The organism is Denitromonas ohlonensis, from assembly GCF_007625205.1.
GTDB classification, from domain to species: Bacteria; Pseudomonadota; Gammaproteobacteria; order Burkholderiales; family Rhodocyclaceae; genus Nitrogeniibacter; species Nitrogeniibacter ohlonensis.
On sequence record NZ_VMNI01000002.1, the window covers coordinates 16,852 to 36,338 of the forward strand.

Annotated in this window: 16 protein-coding genes and 1 tRNA gene; 12 read left to right on the forward strand and 5 right to left on the reverse strand. The window is 62.9% G+C overall.

Going from position 1 to position 19,487, the window contains the following annotated elements; all coding sequences use genetic code 11:
* Positions 1-7: 7 nt before the first annotated feature.
* On the reverse strand, positions 8-634 hold the full coding sequence (gene clpP / locus FHP89_RS00810) for an ATP-dependent Clp endopeptidase proteolytic subunit ClpP (protein WP_144176572.1): 627 nt from the start codon (positions 632-634) through the stop codon (positions 8-10).
* Between the two features lie 35 nt (positions 635-669).
* Positions 670-1,974, reverse strand: a complete 1,305-nt coding sequence (gene tig, locus FHP89_RS00815; RefSeq protein ID WP_144176573.1) for a trigger factor — start codon at positions 1,972-1,974, stop codon at positions 670-672.
* 352 nt (positions 1,975-2,326) lie between these two features.
* Between tig and FHP89_RS00820 the strand changes: the two genes are divergently transcribed.
* From FHP89_RS00820 to FHP89_RS00860, 9 genes are all read left to right on the forward strand, one after another.
* Positions 2,327-4,249 carry a PrkA family serine protein kinase gene (locus FHP89_RS00820; protein ID WP_144176574.1) on the forward strand — a complete coding sequence of 641 codons (1,923 nt, stop codon included), beginning with the start codon at positions 2,327-2,329 and terminating at the stop codon, positions 4,247-4,249.
* Positions 4,250-4,309: 60 nt separating this feature from the next.
* Positions 4,310-5,575 carry a YeaH/YhbH family protein gene (locus FHP89_RS00825; protein WP_144176575.1) on the forward strand — a complete coding sequence of 422 codons (1,266 nt, stop codon included), beginning with the start codon at positions 4,310-4,312 and terminating at the stop codon, positions 5,573-5,575.
* Entirely contained in the window at positions 5,572-7,122 is a 1,551-nt protein-coding gene (locus tag FHP89_RS00830) for a SpoVR family protein (RefSeq protein ID WP_144176576.1), read from the forward strand. Before FHP89_RS00825 ends, FHP89_RS00830 begins: the two co-directional genes overlap by 4 nt.
* Before the next feature lie 146 nt (positions 7,123-7,268).
* Positions 7,269-8,153: an HDOD domain-containing protein gene (locus tag FHP89_RS00835; protein ID WP_144176577.1), complete on the forward strand. Its 885-nt coding sequence runs from the start codon at positions 7,269-7,271 to the stop codon at positions 8,151-8,153.
* Positions 8,154-8,213: 60 nt separating this feature from the next.
* Positions 8,214-8,298, forward strand: a tRNA-Leu gene (locus FHP89_RS00840).
* A 19-nt stretch (positions 8,299-8,317) separates the two neighbouring features.
* On the forward strand, positions 8,318-9,142 hold the full coding sequence (hpnC, locus tag FHP89_RS00845; protein ID WP_144176578.1) for a squalene synthase HpnC: 825 nt from the start codon (positions 8,318-8,320) through the stop codon (positions 9,140-9,142).
* The gene (gene hpnD / locus FHP89_RS00850; protein ID WP_144176579.1) at positions 9,139-9,972 is read left to right on the forward strand and encodes a presqualene diphosphate synthase HpnD; all 834 of its coding nucleotides are present in this window, start codon (positions 9,139-9,141) and stop codon (positions 9,970-9,972) included. Before hpnC ends, hpnD begins: the two co-directional genes overlap by 4 nt.
* Positions 9,973-11,295: a hydroxysqualene dehydroxylase HpnE gene (gene hpnE, locus FHP89_RS00855; protein WP_144176580.1), complete on the forward strand. Its 1,323-nt coding sequence runs from the start codon at positions 9,973-9,975 to the stop codon at positions 11,293-11,295.
* Positions 11,292-11,747: a hypothetical protein gene (locus tag FHP89_RS00860; RefSeq protein WP_144176581.1), complete on the forward strand. Its 456-nt coding sequence runs from the start codon at positions 11,292-11,294 to the stop codon at positions 11,745-11,747. The genes hpnE and FHP89_RS00860 overlap by 4 nt, the downstream gene beginning before the upstream one ends.
* A gap of 89 nt (positions 11,748-11,836) precedes the next feature.
* On the opposite strand, the gene FHP89_RS00865 is transcribed toward FHP89_RS00860, so the two are convergent.
* Positions 11,837-12,559: an ABC transporter ATP-binding protein gene (locus tag FHP89_RS00865; protein WP_144176582.1), complete on the reverse strand. Its 723-nt coding sequence runs from the start codon at positions 12,557-12,559 to the stop codon at positions 11,837-11,839.
* Here FHP89_RS00865 and FHP89_RS00870 point away from each other — a divergent pair.
* Entirely contained in the window at positions 12,546-13,166 is a 621-nt protein-coding gene (locus FHP89_RS00870; protein ID WP_144176583.1) for an arylesterase, read from the forward strand. The genes FHP89_RS00865 and FHP89_RS00870 overlap by 14 nt on opposite strands.
* 400 nt (positions 13,167-13,566) lie before the next feature.
* Here the strand turns inward: FHP89_RS00870 and selD are convergent, their stop codons facing one another.
* Positions 13,567-14,607: a selenide, water dikinase SelD gene (gene selD / locus FHP89_RS00875; RefSeq protein WP_144176584.1), complete on the reverse strand. Its 1,041-nt coding sequence runs from the start codon at positions 14,605-14,607 to the stop codon at positions 13,567-13,569.
* Between the two features lie 45 nt (positions 14,608-14,652).
* Here selD and mnmH point away from each other — a divergent pair, with 45 nt between their 5' ends.
* Complete coding sequence (mnmH, locus tag FHP89_RS00880; RefSeq protein WP_144176585.1) at positions 14,653-15,720, forward strand: tRNA 2-selenouridine(34) synthase MnmH; 1,068 nt, start codon at positions 14,653-14,655, stop codon at positions 15,718-15,720.
* Here the strand turns inward: mnmH and FHP89_RS00885 are convergent, their stop codons facing one another.
* Entirely contained in the window at positions 15,721-16,302 is a 582-nt protein-coding gene (locus FHP89_RS00885) for a class I SAM-dependent methyltransferase (protein WP_144176586.1), read from the reverse strand.
* A 205-nt stretch (positions 16,303-16,507) separates the two neighbouring features.
* Here FHP89_RS00885 and FHP89_RS00890 point away from each other — a divergent pair, with 205 nt between their 5' ends.
* On the forward strand, positions 16,508-19,459 hold the full coding sequence (locus FHP89_RS00890; RefSeq protein WP_144176587.1) for a PAS domain S-box protein: 2,952 nt from the start codon (positions 16,508-16,510) through the stop codon (positions 19,457-19,459).
* The last annotated feature ends 28 nt before the right edge of the window (positions 19,460-19,487 follow it).

Sequence of the window (19,487 nt, forward strand, 5' to 3'; positions counted from 1 at the left end):
TTGGCGCTCAGACCGTATCGGCCCGGCTGGTCAGAACCTTGTCGATGATGCCATAGCGCACCGCCTCTTCGGCTGACATGAAGTTATCGCGATCCGTGTCCTTCTCGACCTGTTCAATGCTCTGGCCGCTATGATCGGCCAGCATTTTATTGAGCCGGCTGCGCAAGGTCAGAATCTCTCGCGCGTGGATTTCGATATCCGACGCCTGCCCCTGGAAACCGCCCAGCGGCTGGTGAATCATGATCCGCGAGTTCGGCAGGCAGTAACGCTTGCCCTTCTCACCCGCGGCCAACAGAAAGGCCCCCATGCTGGCCGCCTGGCCAATGCACAGTGTGCTGACGTTCGGCTTGACGAACTGCATGGTGTCGTAGATCGCCATACCGGCGGTCACGGCGCCACCCGGCGAGTTGATGTAGAAGTAGATGTCCTTGTCCGGATTCTCCGATTCAAGGAAAAGCATCTGCGCCACAATCAGATTCGCCGTCGTGTCGTTAACCGGACCGACCAGAAAAATGACGCGTTCCTTGAGCAAGCGCGAATAGATGTCGTACGCGCGCTCGCCCCGGCCGCTTTGCTCGATGACCATCGGCACCATGCCGAGGCCAACGGGATTCCAATCACTGGTCATTGCCATGCCTGAATGGTTTGTTGTCGGATGTCCGACGTTGATCATGCCGTAGCGCCCATGAGTTCGTCAAAGTCGACGACCTTGTCTTCAGTCTTGGCGTTATTCAGCACCCAGTCAACCGCGTTCTCTTCGATCACCAGTGCCTCGGCCTGCGCCATGCGCTGCGGCTGGCTGTAATACCACTCGATGACTTCTTTCGGGTCTTCGTAGCTCTGGGCGAAATCTTCGATCAGGGCACGAACCTGCTCCGGCTTGGCGTACAGATCCTTGGCGGCGACCAGTTCAGCCAGCACCAGACCCAGCTTGACGCGACGCTCGGCCTGCTCGGTGAACCAGTCTGCAGACACCGGCAGATCCTTGGTTTGCATGCCACGGCTTTCCATGTCGCGGCGGGCGTTTTCAGCCAGCTGCTCGGCTTCGCGGGTGACCAGCGCCTTGGGCACGTCAATCGGGTTGGCGGCCAGCAAGGCATCCATGGCCTGCTCTTTGATGCGGGTCTTGATCCGACGGCTGACCTCGCGCTCCAGATTGGCTTTCACTTCGTCACGCATCTTGGTCACGTCGCCGTCGGCCACGCCCAGCGACTTGGCGAACTCGGCGTCGATTTCCGGCAGCTTGGCAGCGCCAACTTCCTTGACGGTGATTTCGAACTCGACGGTCTGACCGGCGAGATTCGCTGCGTGGTAGTCCTCCGGGAAGGTCATGTTGAAGGTCTTGGACTCGCCGGCCTTGAGACCATCAACCGCGTCTTCGAAATCCTTCAGCATGCTGCCTGCGCCGATCACGAACGGGAAGTCGCTGGCCTGACCGCCTTCAAACACTTCGCCATCCTTGCGGCCGGTGAAGTCGATCACCACACGGTCGTCAGCGGCCGCGGCACGCTCGACGGTTTCGTAGTTGGTGCGTTGCTTGCGCAGCACATCGATGGTCTTGTCGATTTCAACATCGCTGACGGTCAGCGAGGGGCGCTCGATGGCCTTGTCACTGACTTCACCCAGCGTGATTTCGGGATACACCTCGAACACGGCGGTAAAGGCCAGTGCACCGTCTTCGGCTTCGGCTTTGGGCTCAAGACGCGGCTGACCGGCCACGCGCAGTTTTTCTTCCTGCACTTTCTGTGCAAAGGCTTTCTCAAGTGCGGTGCCGACGGCTTCGGAGCGCGCCTGACCACCGTAGCTCTGCTCGATCATCTTGAGCGGCACTTTCCCAGGACGAAAACCCGGCATTTTCACGGTACGGCCTAGATGCTTGAGACGCGCCTGAACCTCTTGCTCGACGGCCTCCTTGGCGACCGTAATGTCGATGCGACGTTCGAGGGCGTTGGTGGTTTCCTGGTTGGTTTGCATGAACATTCCCGACTAATGACTGGCGCGCCACGACCCGATGGCCGGACGCACACGCTACGTTGAGTGAAGACAAACGGTAAGTTTATCACAGGGGTAGGCCGGAACAGCGCAACGCAAATCACCCCATGTGCGAGCGCACGACACGCATCCGTCAATCATTGAAAAAACCCACCACATGGGGGGAACCCGTGACACTTTTCCTCCTCTGAACCAAGGAAACGCGGAAACTAATCATCACGCCGATGGCATCAAGTTATGGGATGGGCTGTCGTTAGAACACCCGAAGACCGCAACACCCCGGCACACCGGCTCCCCTCCGCCTGATCATGCGGCACCTAGCAGGAGACGTCAGATGAGCATCTTCAACGCCTACCAAGCCCGGTTTGAAGCGACACGCGAAGAAGAGATGTCGCTCCAGGAATATCTCGACCTGTGTCGTGACGACCCGAGCGCCTACGCAACGGCAGCCGAACGACTGCTACTGGCCATCGGCGAGCCGGAGTTCATCGACACCCGGGACGACCCGCGCCTGTCGCGGATTTTTTCCAACAAGGTGCTCAAGCGCTACCCCGCCTTCCCGGAGTTCTACGGAATGGAAGAGGCGATCGAGAACATCGTCTCTTACTTCCGCCATGCGGCGCAGGGTCTGGAGGAAAAGAAACAGATTCTCTACCTGCTCGGCCCAGTCGGCGGCGGCAAGTCGTCGCTGGCTGAACGTCTGAAGAGCCTGATGGAACATGTGCCCTTCTATGCCATCAAGGACTCGCCCGTCCATGAATCGCCCCTCGGTCTGTTCAAGCCCGAAGAGGACGGCAAGCTCCTGCAGGACGACTTTGGCATCCCCGCGCGCTATCTGAATACCATCATGAGTCCGTGGGCGGTGAAGCGGCTCCACGAGTTTGGCGGCGACATCACGAAGTTTCGTGTGGTCAAGCTGCGGCCCTCGGTGCTGCGCCAGATCGCGGTCGCCAAGACCGAACCGGGCGACGAAAACAATCAGGACATCTCCTCGCTGGTCGGCAAGGTGGACATCCGCAAACTCGAAGCGCACTCGCAGGACGACCCGGACGCCTACAGCTACTCCGGTGGCCTGTGCCTGGCCAACCGCGGTCTGCTCGAATTTGTGGAGATGTTCAAAGCGCCGATCAAGGTGCTTCACCCCTTGCTGACCGCCACCCAGGAAGGCAACTACAAGGGCACCGAGGGCTTTGGCGCGATCCCCTTCGACGGCATCGTGATGGCCCACTCGAACGAGTCGGAATGGGCCGCGTTCAAGAACAACAAGAACAACGAGGCCTTCCTCGACCGGATCTATACCGTCAAGGTGCCCTATTGCTTGCGCGCATCGGACGAGATCCGCATCTACGAAAAGCTGCTGCGCGAAAGCTCGCTCGCCGAGGCGCCGTGCGCCCCCGACACGCTGCGCATGATGGCGCAGTTCGCGATCCTGTCGCGTCTGGCCGAGCCCGAGAATTCCAGCATCTATTCCAAGATGCGGATCTACGACGGCGAGAGCCTCAAGGACACCGACCCGAAAGCGAAGTCGTACCAGGAGTACCGCGACTACGCCGGCGTCAATGAAGGCATGAACGGTCTGTCGACCCGCTTTGCATTCAAGGTGTTGTCGCGGGTCTTCAACTTCGACCACCGCGAAGTCGCCGCCAACCCGGTGCACCTCATGTATGTGCTCGAACAGCAGATCGAGCAGGAGCAGTTCCCGCAGGAGGTCGAAGACCGCTACCGCGCCTTCATCAAGGAATTCCTGTCGGCGCACTACGCCGAGTTCATCGGCAAGGAGATTCAGACGGCCTACCTCGAAAGCTACTCCGAGTACGGTCAGAACATTTTCGACCGGTATGTCACCTACGCCGACTTCTGGATTCAGGATCAGGAGTTCCGTGATCCGAACACCGGCGAGATCCTCGACCGCAACTCACTCAATGACGAGTTGGAAAAGATCGAGAAGCCCGCGGGTATCAGCAATCCGAAAGACTTCCGCAACGAGGTGGTCAACTTCGTGCTGCGCGCCCGCGCCCAGAACGCCGGCAAGAATCCGAGCTGGACGAGTTACGAAAAGCTGCGCGCGGTGATCGAGAAGAAGATGTTCTCCAACACCGAAGACCTGCTGCCGGTCATCAGCTTCAACGCCAAGGCCAGCGCCGACGAGCAGCGCAAGCACCAGGATTTCGTCAATCGCATGATCGAAAAGGGCTACACCGAGAAGCAGGTTCGCTTGCTCTGCGAGTGGTATCTGCGCGTCCGCAAATCCTCGTAAATCGGACGGCCGCAGCCTTCGGGCAGCGGCCACCGGCTTGCGGCAAAAGGGGGGAGGACGATGGTCCGGATCATCGACCGACGTTTCGACAGCAAGAAAAAGAGTACGGCCAATCGCCAGCGCTTCATGCGCCGCTTCAAGCGGCAGATCCGCAAGGCGGTGGCTGACGCGATTGACGGGCGCTCCATTCGCGACCTGGAAAGCGGCGAAGAAATCTCGATCCCGTCCAAAGACCTCTCCGAGCCGAGCTTTCAGCACGGCAAGGAAGGCGTCTGGGAGCAAGTCTTCACCGGCAATGACCGCTTCGCCTCGGGCGACGGCATCGACCGGCCCATGGGCGGTGGCGGCAGCGGGGGCGGCGGTGGCGCCTCGAACGAAGGCGAAAGCGAGGACGATTTCGTTTTTCAGCTCTCGCGCGACGAATTTCTCGACGTCTTTTTCGACGACCTCGCCCTGCCCAACCTCGTTCGCACCGAACTGGCCAAGCTCACCGAGTTCAAGACGCAGCGCGCCGGCTTTACGTCTGACGGCGTGCCGACCAACATCAACGTGGTTCGCTCGCTGCGCGGCGCCATTGGTCGGCGCAAGGCGCTCGGTGCGCCACTGGCCGCACGCGTGCGCGAGATCGACGACGAAATCGAAGCGCTGGAGCAGGACACCACCGCTCACCTCGACGAAATCGCCGCGCTGCGCGAAGAGCGCTCCCGACTGCTCATCCGCATCGAAGCCATCCCCTTCATCGACCGCTTCGACCTGCGCTACAACAACCGCATCCGCATCCCAAAGCCGATTACCCAGGCCGTGATGTTTTGCGTCATGGACGTCTCCGGCTCCATGGACGAGCAGAAAAAGGCCACGGCCAAGCGCTTCTTCATGCTGCTGTATCTGTTTCTTCGCCGCAACTACGAACATATCGACGTGGTGTTCATCCGCCATCACACCATCGCCAAGGAAGTGGACGAAGACGAGTTCTTCCACTCCCGCGAGTCCGGCGGCACCGTGGTGTCGAGCGCCCTTCGCCTGATGACCGACATCGTGCGTGATCGCTACCCCCCAGGCGCCTGGAATGTTTATGGCGCGCAGGCCTCGGACGGCGACAACTGGGATAACGACTCGCCCATTTGCTGCGACATCCTCGACAAAGAGTTGCTCGCCCTGTGCCGCTATTTTGCCTACATCGAGATCACCACCGGCGAAGCCCAGAACCTGTGGCGGCAATACGAAGGCCTGACCGCGCATCACCGAAATTTCGCCCTGCAGCGTATCGAATCCCTTGAAGACATCTACCCGGTATTCCGGGAACTGTTCAAAAAGGAGCCGGCATGAGCGACACCACACTGGCCAGCAAAAAATTGCCGAGCGGCGCCGAATGGACGTTCGAAGCCATCGGCCAGTATCACGAAGAGATCGCCCGGGTCGCGGCCAACTACAAGCTCGACACCTACCCGGTGCAGGTCGAGATGATCACCTCCGAGCAGATGATGGACGCCTACGCCTCCGTCGGCATGCCGGTCAACTACCATCACTGGAGCTTCGGCAAGCAGTTTCTGGCCACCGAGAAGCGCTACAAACGCGGCCAGATGGGCCTCGCCTACGAGATCGTGATCAACTCCGATCCGTGCATCGCCTATCTCATGGAAGAAAACACCCTCACCATGCAGGCGCTGGTCATCGCGCACGCCGCCTACGGACACAACGCCTTCTTCAAGGGCAACTACCTGTTCCGCACCTGGACCAGCCCCGACGCCATCGTCGACTACCTGATTTTTGCGCGCAACTACATCGCCCAGTGCGAGCAGCGTCACGGCGTCGACGCGGTCGAAGAGCTGCTCGACTCCTGCCACGCGCTGATGAACGTCGGCGTCGATCGCTACAAGCGCCCGCCCAAGCTGTCGCTGCTCAAAGAACAAGCCCGCCAGAGCGAGCGCGAAACCTATCTGCAACGCCAGGTCAACGAGCTGTGGCGCACGCTGCCCACGCGTACCACCGCCGATACCAAGGAAGAGGCGCCACGCTTCCCGCCCGAGCCGCAAGAGAACATCCTCTACTTCATCGAAAAACACGCGCCGCTGCTCGAACCCTGGCAGCGCGAAATCGTGCGTATCGTGCGCAAGGTGGCGCAATACTTCTTCCCCCAGCGCCAGACGCAGGTCATGAACGAGGGCTGGGCCAGCTTCTGGCACTACACCCTGCTCAACACGCTGTACGACGAAGGCCTGCTGGCCGACAGCTTCATGATGGAGTTCCTGCACTCGCACTCCAGCGTGATGTACCAGCCCAACTACAACGACCCCTGGTACAACGGCATCAACCCCTATGCCCTCGGCTTTGCCATGTGGCAGGACATCAAGCGCATCTGCGAATCGCCCACCGACGAAGACCGCGAGTGGTTCCCCGACATCGCCGGCAGCAACTGGCAAGAGACTTTCGATTTCGCCATGCGCAACTTCAAGGACGAGAGCTTCATCGCCCAGTTCCTCTCGCCGCGTCTGATGCGCGCCTTCAAACTCTTTGCCGTGCAGGACGACGACAAGAAGAGCAAGCTCTTCGTCTCTGCCATTCATGAAGAACGCGGCTACCGCGAGCTGCGCGAGCGGTTGTCCAATCAATACAACCTGGGTTGCCGCGAACCCAACATCCAGGTCTGGAGCGTCGACTTCCGTGGCGACCGCTCCCTCACCCTGCGCTATCAGCCCTACAACCGGCGCCCGCTCGGCAAGAGTGTCGAAGAGGTGATGAAGCATCTCGCCCGCCTGTGGGGCTTCGCGGTGCGACTCGAAACCGTCGAACCGAACGGCAGCACCACGCTGACATACGAATGCCGTACCGAAAAGCGCCGCGGCGACAGCAAGGAAAAGCGCGCCCGAAATTAACACCGGCGCGCGCCATTTCAGCGTGCCTGTAAACCGCAAGACTCCTTCGCCCTAAAGCACGGTTGGCGGCGGCCGTTAATTCGGCCATGATGCGTCGCAGTGTCGCAGGCGCTATCTGTAGCCGCACCAAACAAGGGGTCGTTGCCATGTCTACATCGCTTGAAGTCCAGTCCGAAGATCCGTTCGAGAACGCGCTCGACGCATTCTCCCGCACCATCGAAAACGATCTCGCGACCCGGCAGCTCACCTTCCCGACCTTTCTGGATCTGACCATCCGCATCAAACGCGTCTGCGACGACCCACAGGCCTCGCTGGAAGACATCATTCGCGTCATCCGCGCCGACCCCCTGCTCAGCGCGCGCATCATCCGCCTGGCCAACTCGGTCGCACTCAACCCCTATAACCGATCCTTCACCTCAATCAGCGAAGCGGTGCGTCGCGTTGGGTTGGTCAACGTCCGCTCGCTCGCTTACGCCGTCGCCACCGAACAGCTCGCCGCCGAAAGCCGCAGCGCCGATGCGCGCCTGGTCGCCTCCGGCCTGTGGATGCACACCATCGATGTCGCGTCCTGGTCCTACGCCATCACCCGCCACCTGCGTATCGGCGACCCCGACACCGCCTTGTTTGCCGGCATGTTGAGCAGCATCGGTCAGTTCTACCTGCTCGCCCGCGCCACCGCGCACCCGGTGCTCGAACAAGACCTGAACCGCCTCGGCGAATTCATCGGCCTGTGGCACGAGCCGGTCAGCCGCGCCCTGCTCGGCGCGCTCGAAGTGCCCAAAACCGTCATCGACATCTTCGACGACGGCAACCCCTATGGCGGGCAATGGCCACCCGTCGAGTTACGCGATGTTCACTTCATCGCCGGCCTGTCGGCCGACACCCCCAACCCCTTCCTGCGCTTCAACAGTGCCGCCAAGCTGTCCCTGCTCGAAGCAACAACACAAACCGTGCCCGAGCAAGAGCTCTCCGCGCTGCGTGCCGACGCCCGCGACTCGCGCAACGGCCTGCTCTCCGCCCTGCGCGGTTGAGCGTGCCCTCGCCGGCGCGACGTGTATAATCCGCGTCGCGCTGGATCAGCGCACCACCTCGCGAGGGTGGCGGAATTGGTAGACGCACTGGATTTAGGTTCCAGCGCCTCACGGCGTGAGGGTTCGAGTCCCTCCTCTCGCACCAGCTTTTCCCATCGGGCGCCATGCCGGTCGATCACTACGAGAATTTTCCCGTCGCGTCGTTCCTGCTGCCGGCGCGCTTGCGCGAACCGGTCGAGGCCATCTACGCCTTCGCCCGCAGCGCCGACGACATCGCCGATGAAGGCGACGCGCCCGCCGTGGTGCGCCTCGCACAACTCAACGACTACCGCCGCGAACTGCACCTGATCGAGCAAGGCAAGCCATCGGGCGCGCCCATTTTCACGCGGCTCGCGCCCCACATCGCCGCGCACGAACTGCCGATCCAGCTTTTCCGCGACCTGCTCGACGCCTTCAGTCAGGACGTCGGCAAAACCCGCTACGCCGATTACACCGAGTTGCTCGACTACTGCCGTCGCTCGGCCAACCCGGTCGGCCGCCTGATGCTGCGCCTCTACCGCGCCGACACGCCGGCCCATCTGACGCAGTCCGACGCCATCTGCACCAGCCTGCAGCTGATCAACTTCTGGCAAGACGTGGCCATCGACTGGCAAAAGCAGCGCATCTACCTGCCCGCCGACGACATGGCGCGCTTCGATGTCACCGAAGCCCACCTGATTGAGCAGCGTGTCGACAACGCCTGGCGCGCGCTCATGCGCTTCCAGGTCGACCGTGCCCGTGCCCTCATGCACAGCGGCGCACCGCTGGCCACCGCACTGCCCGGCCGCATTGGCTGGGAATTACGTTTGATCGTGCTCGGCGGCCTGCGTATTCTCAAACGCATCGAAGCCGTCGGCTATGATGTCTTCCGCCATCGGCCCAGCCTCGGCAAGCGCGACGCCCCCGGTATCGCCCTCGCCGCGCTCAACTTCCACGCGAACACACGATGAACCCCCACGAGTATTGCCAGCAAAAAGCCGCCACCAGCGGATCGAGCTTCTACTACAGCTTCCTGTTCCTGCCCATCGAGCGGCGGCAAGCCATCATGGCGCTGTACGCTTTTTGCCGCGAAGTGGACGACATCGTCGACGACAACCTCGACCCCTCCATCGCCCAAAGCAAACTCGATTGGTGGCGCAGCGAAATCCTGCGGCTCGACAAGTCCGAAGCCACCCACCCCGTCGGCCTGGCGCTCACCGAAGTGCGCAAACGCTTCAGCCTGCCGACCGAGCAGCTGCTCGAAATCATCGACGGCATGCAGATGGATCTGGCGCAAACGCGCTATCTCGACTTCAAGACCCTGCGCCTCTACTGCTACCGCGTCGCCAGTGTGGTCGGCCTGCTCGCCGCCGAAATTTTTGGCTACCAGGATCGACAGACGCTCAAGTACGCCCACGACCTCGGCCTCGCCTTCCAGCTCACCAACATCATTCGCGATGTCGGCGAAGATGCCCGCCGCGGCCGCATCTATCTGCCCGTCGAAGACCTGCAACGCTTCAGCGTGCCCGCCAGCGACCTGCTGCAAGGCGAGCACAGCGACAAGTTCGTCGCCCTCATGCAGTTCCAGACCGAGCGCGCCATCAGCTTCTACGACCAGGCCATGGCGCAACTGCCCGCCATCGACCGCAAGGCTCAGCGCCCCGGCCTGATCATGGCTGCCATCTACCGCACCCTGCTCGACGAAATCGCCCGCGACGGCTTCCTCGTGCTCGATCGCCGCACCTCGCTCACCCCCGTGCGCAAGCTGTGGATCGCCACAAGCACCTGGCTTAAAAACTAGATGGTTCAGCGCGCCCGCCTCGACGCCCCGCAAGTCGCCGTCATCGGCGGTGGCTACGCCGGCATGGCCTGCGCGGTCGAGCTGGTGCGCAAAGGCGCCCGCGTGGCCGTGTTCGAGCGCGCCAGCGTCATGGGCGGCCGCGCCCGTCGGGTCGAAAAAGACGGCCTGTCGGTCGACAACGGCCAGCACCTGCTGCTCGGCGCCTACAGTGAAACCCTGCGCCTGCTGCGCTACGTTGGCGTGCGCCCCTCGGTGTTCTACAACGCCCCGCTCGATCTCTACTACCCCGGCAAGTTCCGCCTCACCGCCGCCAGCCTGCCCGCGCCGCTGCATCTGGCCGTCGGCCTGCTGCGCGCCCAGGGCATGGACTGGTCCGAGCGCCGCGCCTGCCTGCGCTTCATCCAGCACCTCAAGGCCCAGCGCTTCCGCCTGCCGGTGCACCTCACCGTCAGCCAGCTACTCGACAACGCCACCCAGCCCGAGCGCCTGCGCCGCTTCCTGTGGGAGCCGCTGTGCGTCGCCGCGCTCAACACCCCGGCGGCCGAAGCCTCAGCCCGCGTGTTCGCCAACGTACTGCGCGACACCCTAGCCGCCGGCGCCTCGGCCAGTGAACTGCTGATCCCCAAAGTCGATCTGTCTGAGCTGTTTCCGGTGCCCGCCGCCCGCTGGCTTGGCCGCAATGGCGGCCAGGTCTACGTCACCGAAGCCATCACCGAGATCGTGCCCGACGGCCAACGCTACCGCCTCGAAGGCGACCCGGTGTCCGCCCGTCGCTTCGACCATGTCGTCGTCGCCACCGCGCCCTACCACGCAGGCGATCTGCTCGCGCCCTTCGCCGCGCTCGCCTCGCTGGTCGCATCGATCCAGGCCCTGCCCTACGAGCCCATCCTCACCACCTACCTCCAATACGACGACAGCGTCCGCCTGCCCGCGCCCATGATCGGCGCCGAAGGCGGCCTCGCCCAATGGTTCTTCGACCGCGGCCAGACCGGCGGCCCCGCCGGCCTCATCGCCGCCGTCATCAGCGCCCTCGGCCCGCATCTCGACATCCCCAAACACGAAGTCGAACTCGCCGTCCACAACGAACTCGAAACCCTCCTCGACCGCCGCCTGCCACCAGCCGAGAGCATCCTCACCATCACCGAAAAACGCGCCACCTTCGCCTGCCGACCGCAGCTTGCGCGGCCGGGCGTGAAGACCGCGCAGCACGGTATCTGGCTGGCAGGGGATTACGTGGAGGGGCCGTATCCGGCGACGATTGAGGGGGCGGTGCGAGCGGGGGTTGGTTGTGCTCAAGCAGTTATGGCTGCCCAACGATCATGAATTCCGCCTTTCAACCAGGCAGGCGAGTTCAGGTCACAAGTATCCCTGATTGGCTATTGCACGACCTGCCTGCCGAAGACCAGCGCCGACTTCTAGATCAAAAGGGCTGCATCGTCGAAATCCGGAAGCTCCTGCCTCATGGTTACCTTTGGCTTTCGTTCGCAGATGGCACTGAAGGCTTCAGCGCCCTGCCTTCAGACGTTCTGCTAGTTGACGACATCAGCATATCCATGGATAGCGCAAAGCTCGGCCAAGCATTTCTCGATCGAACCCCTATTGCGGGCGTTTGGTTCTCCCATCGAGATACTGTCAGCGTTGTCGCTGGTTCTCATACAGGAGCCATTGGCGAGTTGTTGACAATCATCGCCTTGCAGCCAGAGCCGAAATTTGTTGTTGAAACAAGCCTCGGCATTGATATTGAAGTGCTTCAGTCAGAAATCGAGCGTCTATGATGCTGAAGAATTCCAAGAATCTCACTTCTCGCTGAGATGCTCCGCTTAACAGAGTTCCCGCTATGTTGCTCATCGGCCATGGCAGCGATCTAAAGTTCAGCCGTCACCCCCGCCTCACTCAACACCCCACCCTGCATATGCAGCACCCGGTCGCAACGCGAGGCGAGCGCATCATCATGGGTCACGAGGATCAGCGTCGTACCGTGTTCGCGGTTAAGTTCGAAGATGAGTTCGATGATCGCGGCGCCGGTTTCGGCGTCGAGGTTACCGGTCGGCTCATCGGCCAGCAGCACGGCGGGGGATGGGGCGAAGGCGCGGGCGAGTGCGACGCGTTGTTGTTCGCCGCCGGAGAGGTGCTTGGGATAGTGGCCGGTGCGCCCTTCGAGGCCGACGCGCTTGAGCCAGTCGCGGGCGGTGGCTTCGGCCTTGGGCTGGCCGGCGAGTTCGAGCGGGAGCATGACGTTGTCGAGCGCGGTGAGCGCCGGCAGCAACTGAAAGGACTGGAACACGAAGCCCATCTGGGCGCCACGCAATTGGGCGCGGGCATCTTCGCTGAGCGCGAACAGGGATTGCCCGGCGAGTTGAACCGATCCGCCCGTTGGCACGTCCAAGCCCGCAACAAGCCCGAGCAGCGTGGATTTGCCGGAGCCGGAGGCGCCAACGATGGCGACCGACTCGCCCGCTTGCACGGCAAAGCTGATGTCTTTGAGAATGGGCAGCACGCCGCCCTGCCCTTCGCGCGCAGGCACTGATTTGGACAAGCCGGTGACTTCGATGACCGGCCCGGAGTTGGAGAGCATGATTCGATCCATTATTGGTTTACTGTTGGTTCTGACGGCAACACTGGCGCAGGCCGCCACGGTGCTGGTGCTCGGCGACAGCTTGTCGGCCGGTTTTGGCCTGTCGGCCGACCAGGCCTGGCCGGCCCATTTACAGCGCAAGCTCGATGCCTTGCCGGGCAAGCATACCGTGATCAACGCCAGCGTGAGTGGCGAGACCACCGCCGGTGGGCGGGCGCGGCTGCCACAGGCGCTTGAAGCACACGCGCCGAATGTGGTCGTCATCGAGCTGGGCGCCAATGATGGCTTGCGCGGGCTGCCGGTCAAACTGATGCGGGAGAACCTGCTGGCAATGGTCGACGCGGCCGAGGCCGCGGGCGCCAAGGTGGTGCTGGTGGGCATGCGTCTGCCGCCGAACTACGGGCCGGTGTATACGCGGCTGTTCCAGAACACCTTCGCCGAGGTGGCCAAAACACGCCATCTGGCCTTTGTACCGTTTTTGCTCGATGGCTTCGCCGAAGACCGCGCGCTGTTCCAGGCCGATGGCATGCACCCGACTGCCGACGCCCAGCCGCGCATTGTTGACACCATGTGGCCGGCACTCAAACCGCTGCTACCGGCGGCGGTATCACGGCGCTGACGGATTTGGTGGGCAGCGAGCTGCCCACCCTACGAGAAGCGCGCCAAGGCCTCTGAAGTACAGACAACGCAACTCGAAATCATTTGATGTCCGGCGCAGTGGCTACCGGACTTCGCCACACACCGCGGCGACGACTACGGTCGTAGGGTGGGCGGCTCGCCGCCCACCAAGCGGCGTTTGTCGTGAGGCGCGGCGTTTGTCGTGAGGCGCGGTGGTGGGCGGCAAGCCGCCCACCCTACGAGCATTGCATCACGGTCGCTGCACGGCTGGCGGCATGAGTTCTTTCATGGTCGGCGCATTGGCAGCAGCAAAACGCCACGCGCCCTGGCGGCGACCACGTCGTAGGGTGGGCGGCTCGCCGCCCACCAAGCGGCGATTGTCGTAAAACGCGATGCTTGCGTCAGCGAACCTGGACCGTCGGCCCACCCGCGTTCATTTGGCCAATCACCGCAGCGCTGCCGAAGCCCTGCTCACGGAACACTTCGAGCACCTGATCGACCGAGCCCGAATCGCAGGCCACCAACAAGCCGCCGCTGGTTTGCGGGTCGGTCAGCAGCGCTTGCTGCCATGCGCCCAGCTCATCGGCCAGATGCACATTGTTCCCGTAGCCTTCCCAGTTGCGTCGCGAGGCGCCGGTGACGACACCGGCCTGGGCAAAGCCGAGGGCCGCGTCGATCATCGGAATATCGTCAAACACCACCTCGGCCGACAGCGCCGAACCCCGGCACATTTCGAGCAGATGGCCCGCCAGGCCGAAACCGGTCACGTCGGTCACCGCATGCACGCCGTCAATCTGCGCCAGCGCAACGCCCGGCGTATTGAGGCGCGTCGTGGTGTCGATCATGCAGGCGTAGCCGTCGGCGTCTAGCTGGCCTTTCTTGAGCGCGGCGGAGAGCACGCCGACGCCCAGCGGCTTGCCGAGCACCAGCACATCGCCGGCGCGAGCCGCATCATTGCGCAGCACGCGATCGGGGTGCACGATGCCCAGCGCTACCAGCCCGTAGATCGGCTCGAGCACATCGATGGAGTGCCCGCCGGCAATCGGAATGCCCGCCTCGCGGCACACGCTGGCGCCGCCTTCGAGGATCTGGCCGATCACTTCGGGGGCGAGTTTATCGAGCGGCATGCCGACAATCGCCAGCGCCATGATCGGCGTGGCGCCCATGGCGTAGATGTCGCTGATAGCGTTGGTGGCGGCGATGCGGCCGAAATCGGTGGGGTCGTCGACAATCGGCGTGAAGAAATCGGTGGTCGCCACGATCGCCTGCTGGTCGTTGAGCCGATACACTGCGGCGTCATCGGACGAGGCGTTGCCCACCAGCAGCTCAGGCGGCATCACGCCCATGGGTGAGCGCGAGAGAATGTCGGACAGTACGGCGGGCGCAATTTTGCAGCCGCAGCCACCGCCGTGGGAAAATTCGGTCAAACGAACAGCAGTCATGATTTACACACAGAGGCGCGCGAACGGCGCCGGCACAGGATGGTGATGAAAAAAGGCAGCGCGACCGTAGCACAGCTTTCCGAGTTTGACGAGATCATCGATGTGCGCTCGCCGGCCGAGTTTGCGGACGACCACATCCCCGGTGCGGTGAACATGCCGGTGCTGGACGACGAACAACGGGCGCGCGTGGGCACCATCTACAAGCAGGTGTCGCCATTCGAGGCGCGGCGCATCGGCGGCGCGCTGGTGGCCGAGAACCTGGCCCGCCATCTGCTCGCGCACTTTCAGGACAAGCCCAAGCACTGGCGCCCCTTGGTGTATTGCTGGCGCGGCGGGCAGCGCAGCGGCGCCTTCGTGACCTGGCTGCGCATGGTCGGCTGGGATGCCTGCCAGCTCGAAGGCGGCTACAAGAATTTTCGCCGCCTGGTGATCGATGCGCTGGCGCAGCAACCGGCCGCACTCGACTTCCGCATCATCGGCGGCGCCACCGGCAGCGCCAAAACACGCATTCTCGAAGCCCTGGCCGCGGCTGGAGCGCAGGTGCTTGATCTGGAGGGGCTGGCCTCGCACAAAGGCTCGGTGCTCGGCGCGCTGCCCGGCATTGCCCAGCCGACCCAGAAGAAGTTCGAAACCGCCTTGCATGCCGAGCTCAGCCGGTTCAGCCCTGATCAACCGGTGTATGTGGAAGCCGAGAGCCGCAAGATCGGCCGGGTACACCTGCCCACCGAGTTGATGGAGGCCATGCGAGGCTCGCCCTGCTTCGCCATCGACGCCAGCCGCGAGGCGCGCATCGAATTTTTGCTACGCGACTATGCCTACCTGGGCGACGACGTGGCCGACCTGCAGCGCAAGCTCGGCTGCCTCAACCGCATCGTCTCAAACGAGACCCTGGCGCGCTGGCAGGACTACGCCGCCGCGCACGATCTGCCCGCCTTGTTTGCCGAACTGGTCGATCTGCATTACGACCCGCTCTACAAGCGCTCCCAAAACAGCAACTATGTGCGCTTTGGCGATGCCATTCATGTGACGACCGACGACCTGAGCCCGTCCGGCGTCATCGCCATTGCCGACGCCATTCTGGCGAAAACACCGGCGCGGGCCGACGCCCGCTGATCATTCCGGCAGACGGCCCGGCGCTTCGCCTTTGCGGGCGCAAATACGCTGCACCATGGCCGGCGCCGGACGCGCGATCTCGCCCTGCTCAAAGGCGAGCACGGTGAAGGCCTCTCGCGTGCGCTCAAGCAGCTCTCCCGGCATCAGGAGAAAATTGGGATTACTGGGTTTGCCAAAGGCCGCATTGCCGAGCATGAAGGTTTCGTAGATCAGTAGGCCGCCTGGGCACAGCAAAGCCGCCAGGCGGTCAAAACTCGGCCGATGCAGATAATTGGTCACCACGATCGCGTCAAACGAAGCGTCCGGCCACGGCCAGGCGTCGCCGGACTCCAGATCGAGCGCGCAAGGCGTGACCCCCGGATGAGCGTCAATCGCCGCCAGCGCGGCCGGATCGCGATCCGCGGCAGTCACATGGCAACCCCGATCGGCCAGCCACCGCGCATGGCGCCCGCGGCCGCAAGCCAGATCGAGCACGCTTGACCCTGCCATCAACCCGCCGGCATGGCGCTGAACCCAAGCCGAGGGCTGGCCGCCGCCATGTTTGATTGCGGCAACGCCCGGCTGACTGATCGGTTCGGACATGAGAGACCTCAAGCTGAATGAAGTGTTGAATTCTAGCTTGCTGTCCTCGGCTGTTCGCAGTAGACCTGAATGGGTGACTTTGAACGCGCCCTTGGCTCACTGGGCAAACGCGTATTATTCGATCAACGCCCTACGGCGCCGCGACCCGGGCCCCTTGGTCTCGAGAGCACGAAGGCTCTGACGGCGATACACCACGGCACCCGACATGGATTCACACGACAAGCCTGCCGACCTCCACGCCACGCCGTCCTCGGCGAAGCGCTTGCTGCACCGCTCCTTGGCCCTGGCGGGGCTGGCGCTGGTCGTCTTGCTGGTGCTGTCTGGAAAATGGTGGGCCGCCCGAAACAACCAGGCTGTCGCCGCGACGGACAATGCCGGCAGCCTCCCAGCCCTGAACGATGCGACTGGCTGGATCGGCCTCGCGTTGCTGGTGGTCGTGCTTGGCGTCGCGCTGAGCCTGGGCTTCCGCTCGATTCGCAACTACCGTTTCGCCGTCGACTTTGCACACCGCGCCACCGCCGTCACCGAATTCAATCAGCGCCGGCTGATGGACTTTGTTGAACTGTCCAGCGATTGGCTGTGGGAAACCGACATTGAGCACCGCTTCACCTTGATGAGCGAAGGCATGCGCAGCATGGCCAACATGGACAGCGCCGAGTTTGTCGGTGCACACCTGTGGGAGCTGCCCTGCAACAACATGGACGCCGGCCGCTGGTCGGACCACCAACAGCGCCTGGCAAAGCACGAACCCTTCACGCTTCTGATCTCCCGCTACGATCTGTCCGGTGCGCTGCGACACCTCGAATTCGTTGGCAAGCCGCTGTTTCGACATGGCCATTTCGAGGGGTATCGTGGCGTCGGCCGCGACCTCACCCAACGCATCAACGCCGAGCGCGAACTGCGCGACAGCGAGGAACGTTTCCGCACGCTGGTTGAAGGCTCCTTCGACTGGTTCTGGGAGCAGGACACCCAGTTCCGCTTTACGCGCCTGGTGACCAGCCCGCGCAACGAGCACGACCTCGACATCGACGCCGTCATCGGCAAGACCCGCTGGGCGCTGGCGGAGGCCACCGGCACCGAACCCCACTGGAAAGCCCATATCCTTCGTTGTGAACACCACGAGTCGTTCAGCGATTTTGTCTATTCACGACGAATGTCCGACGGAAGCAGCAGCTGGTTTTCCGTCAGCGGGCGACCCTATTACGATGACGCCGGCCGCTTCTGTGGCTATCGCGGCGTCGCGCGCGACATCACCGCCGAGCGCAACATCCAGCTCGCGCTGGCGGCCAGCGAAGCGCGCTATCGCACCACCTTTGAACACGCACCGGTTGGCATCATCACGCTCGACGCCGACGGCCGGCGGCAGAGCGTCAATGCCGCATTCGCACACATGCTGGGTTATCCAAGACGAGCGCTGCTCGGTCGCGACTTTCGCACCTTTACCCACCCGGACGACCAGGCCGCTGACGATCAGGCCTATCGGGCCTTTGTCAGCGGTCAGATCTCGTCGCACCAGGGCGAAAAGCGCTACGTCCACCAGGACGGGCATACGGTGTGGGCGCATATCTCCGTCACCGCCCTGCGTGACGAACATCGCGGCCTCAAGGGCTTCATCACCATCGTCGAAGACATTACCGCCCGCATTGTCGCGCAGCGCGAACGGCGCGCCGCCGAAAGTCGCTACCGGCGGCTTGTTGACGTCACCCCCGACGGCATCATCGTGCATCGCGACGACCGGATACTTTTCGCCAATGCCGCGGCCACCCATGTCTTTGGCGCCCCCAACACAACGGCGTTGCTCAACACCCCGCTGAGCCGTTTCTTTGAGCGGCCGCACACCGAGGACGCTCGCAGAACCCTCGCACTGAACCGGCATTTCCACGCCGGCCAGACGCTACCGCGCGCGCAGTTCCGGTTCCAGGGACTGAGCGGCACCGACGTCGAGGTTGAATCGACCGGTGTGGTCGTCGACTTCGAAGGCGGGCCGGCAACACTTCGCGTGATACGCGACATCTCCGATCGCGTGCTCGCAGAGCGTGCCCTGCAAGAGAGCCGCACCCGCTACCAAGAGGTGGTCGAATCAGTCAACGAAGTCATTTTTCAGACCGATCTCAATGGCGTGTTCACCTTTCTCAATCCTGCCTGGACGCAGATCTCCGGACACCCCATTGACAGCAGCGTCGGCCAGCCTCTGGCGTCCTTCCTGCACCCCGACGATCGCGGCCGTGCCCGTGTGCTGTTCAAGCGACTCAATGCCGGCGCCGCCCACGACGAAATCATGGAGCTGCGGATCCGCACCACCGAAGGCGAAATCCGCTGGCTCGAAGCCCATGCACGACAAATGATCCGCTCCGCCGGCGGGACCATCGGCATCATGGGCTCGCTCGATGACATCACCACCCGCAAGGTCGCGGAGCTGACGCTCAAAAACGTCAATATGGAACTCGAAGCCCGAGTACGGGCGCGCACCGCCGAACTCGAAGCATCCAACCGGGAGCTCGAAGCCTTCTCCTATTCGGTGTCGCACGATCTGCGGGCGCCCCTGCGCGCCATCGAAGGCTTTGCGAGCATTCTGCAAGAAGACATGGCCGAGCGGCTCGACGCCACCTCGGGCGCCTACCTTGCGCGGATTCGCGCGGCCACGCTCAGAATGGCCCATCTGATCGACGACCTCATCGAGCTGGCCCGCCTCACGCGTCAGACCCTGCGCCGCGAAAACATCGACCTCAGCCAGCTGGTGGAAGAGATCACCACCGAGATGCGCCACGAATCCCCCGAGCGGGTCGTCGACATCGACATCACCCCCGGGCTGACCGCTCACGCCGACCGCGCGTTGATGCGTGTCGTCCTCGAAAATCTGCTGCGTAACGCCTGGAAGTTCTCTGCCGGCCAGGCAGTCACGCAAATCGCCTTTTTTGCGACCCGCGACGAGGACGAGGTGATGTTCTGTGTCGCTGACAACGGCGTCGGCTTCGACATGGCCTACGCCGACAAGCTGTTTCAACCCTTCAACCGGCTACATGTCACCAGCGAATACGCCGGCTCGGGCATCGGACTGGCCACCGTGGCCCGCATCATCCAGCGTCACGGCGGTCAGATCCGGGCCGAATCCGCCCCCGGCGAAGGCGCACGCTTCAGCTTCTCAATCGGTCATTGACGTCTTTGCGTCTGCGCGCACAGCGATT

What these genes read in the sequence shown, in the direction of transcription:
- hpnD (WP_144176579.1), top strand. Translation starts at nt 9,139, where the DNA reads ATGAACCCCCACGAGTATTGCCAGCAAAAAGCCGCCACCAGCGGATCG.
- FHP89_RS00870 (WP_144176583.1), top strand. Translation starts at nt 12,546, where the DNA reads ATGATTCGATCCATTATTGGTTTACTGTTGGTTCTGACGGCAACACTG.
- mnmH (WP_144176585.1), top strand. Translation starts at nt 14,653, where the DNA reads ATGAAAAAAGGCAGCGCGACCGTAGCACAGCTTTCCGAGTTTGACGAG.
- FHP89_RS00885 (WP_144176586.1), bottom strand. Translation starts at nt 16,302, where the DNA reads ATGTCCGAACCGATCAGTCAGCCGGGCGTTGCCGCAATCAAACATGGC.
- FHP89_RS00865 (WP_144176582.1), bottom strand. Translation starts at nt 12,559, where the DNA reads ATGGATCGAATCATGCTCTCCAACTCCGGGCCGGTCATCGAAGTCACC.
- FHP89_RS00820 (WP_144176574.1), top strand. Translation starts at nt 2,327, where the DNA reads ATGAGCATCTTCAACGCCTACCAAGCCCGGTTTGAAGCGACACGCGAA.
- hpnE (WP_144176580.1), top strand. Translation starts at nt 9,973, where the DNA reads ATGGTTCAGCGCGCCCGCCTCGACGCCCCGCAAGTCGCCGTCATCGGC.
- FHP89_RS00830 (WP_144176576.1), top strand. Translation starts at nt 5,572, where the DNA reads ATGAGCGACACCACACTGGCCAGCAAAAAATTGCCGAGCGGCGCCGAA.
- FHP89_RS00860 (WP_144176581.1), top strand. Translation starts at nt 11,292, where the DNA reads ATGAATTCCGCCTTTCAACCAGGCAGGCGAGTTCAGGTCACAAGTATC.
- clpP (WP_144176572.1), bottom strand. Translation starts at nt 634, where the DNA reads ATGGCAATGACCAGTGATTGGAATCCCGTTGGCCTCGGCATGGTGCCG.
- FHP89_RS00825 (WP_144176575.1), top strand. Translation starts at nt 4,310, where the DNA reads ATGGTCCGGATCATCGACCGACGTTTCGACAGCAAGAAAAAGAGTACG.
- hpnC (WP_144176578.1), top strand. Translation starts at nt 8,318, where the DNA reads ATGCCGGTCGATCACTACGAGAATTTTCCCGTCGCGTCGTTCCTGCTG.
- FHP89_RS00890 (WP_144176587.1), top strand. Translation starts at nt 16,508, where the DNA reads ATGGATTCACACGACAAGCCTGCCGACCTCCACGCCACGCCGTCCTCG.
- tig (WP_144176573.1), bottom strand. Translation starts at nt 1,974, where the DNA reads ATGCAAACCAACCAGGAAACCACCAACGCCCTCGAACGTCGCATCGAC.
- selD (WP_144176584.1), bottom strand. Translation starts at nt 14,607, where the DNA reads ATGACTGCTGTTCGTTTGACCGAATTTTCCCACGGCGGTGGCTGCGGC.
- FHP89_RS00835 (WP_144176577.1), top strand. Translation starts at nt 7,269, where the DNA reads ATGTCTACATCGCTTGAAGTCCAGTCCGAAGATCCGTTCGAGAACGCG.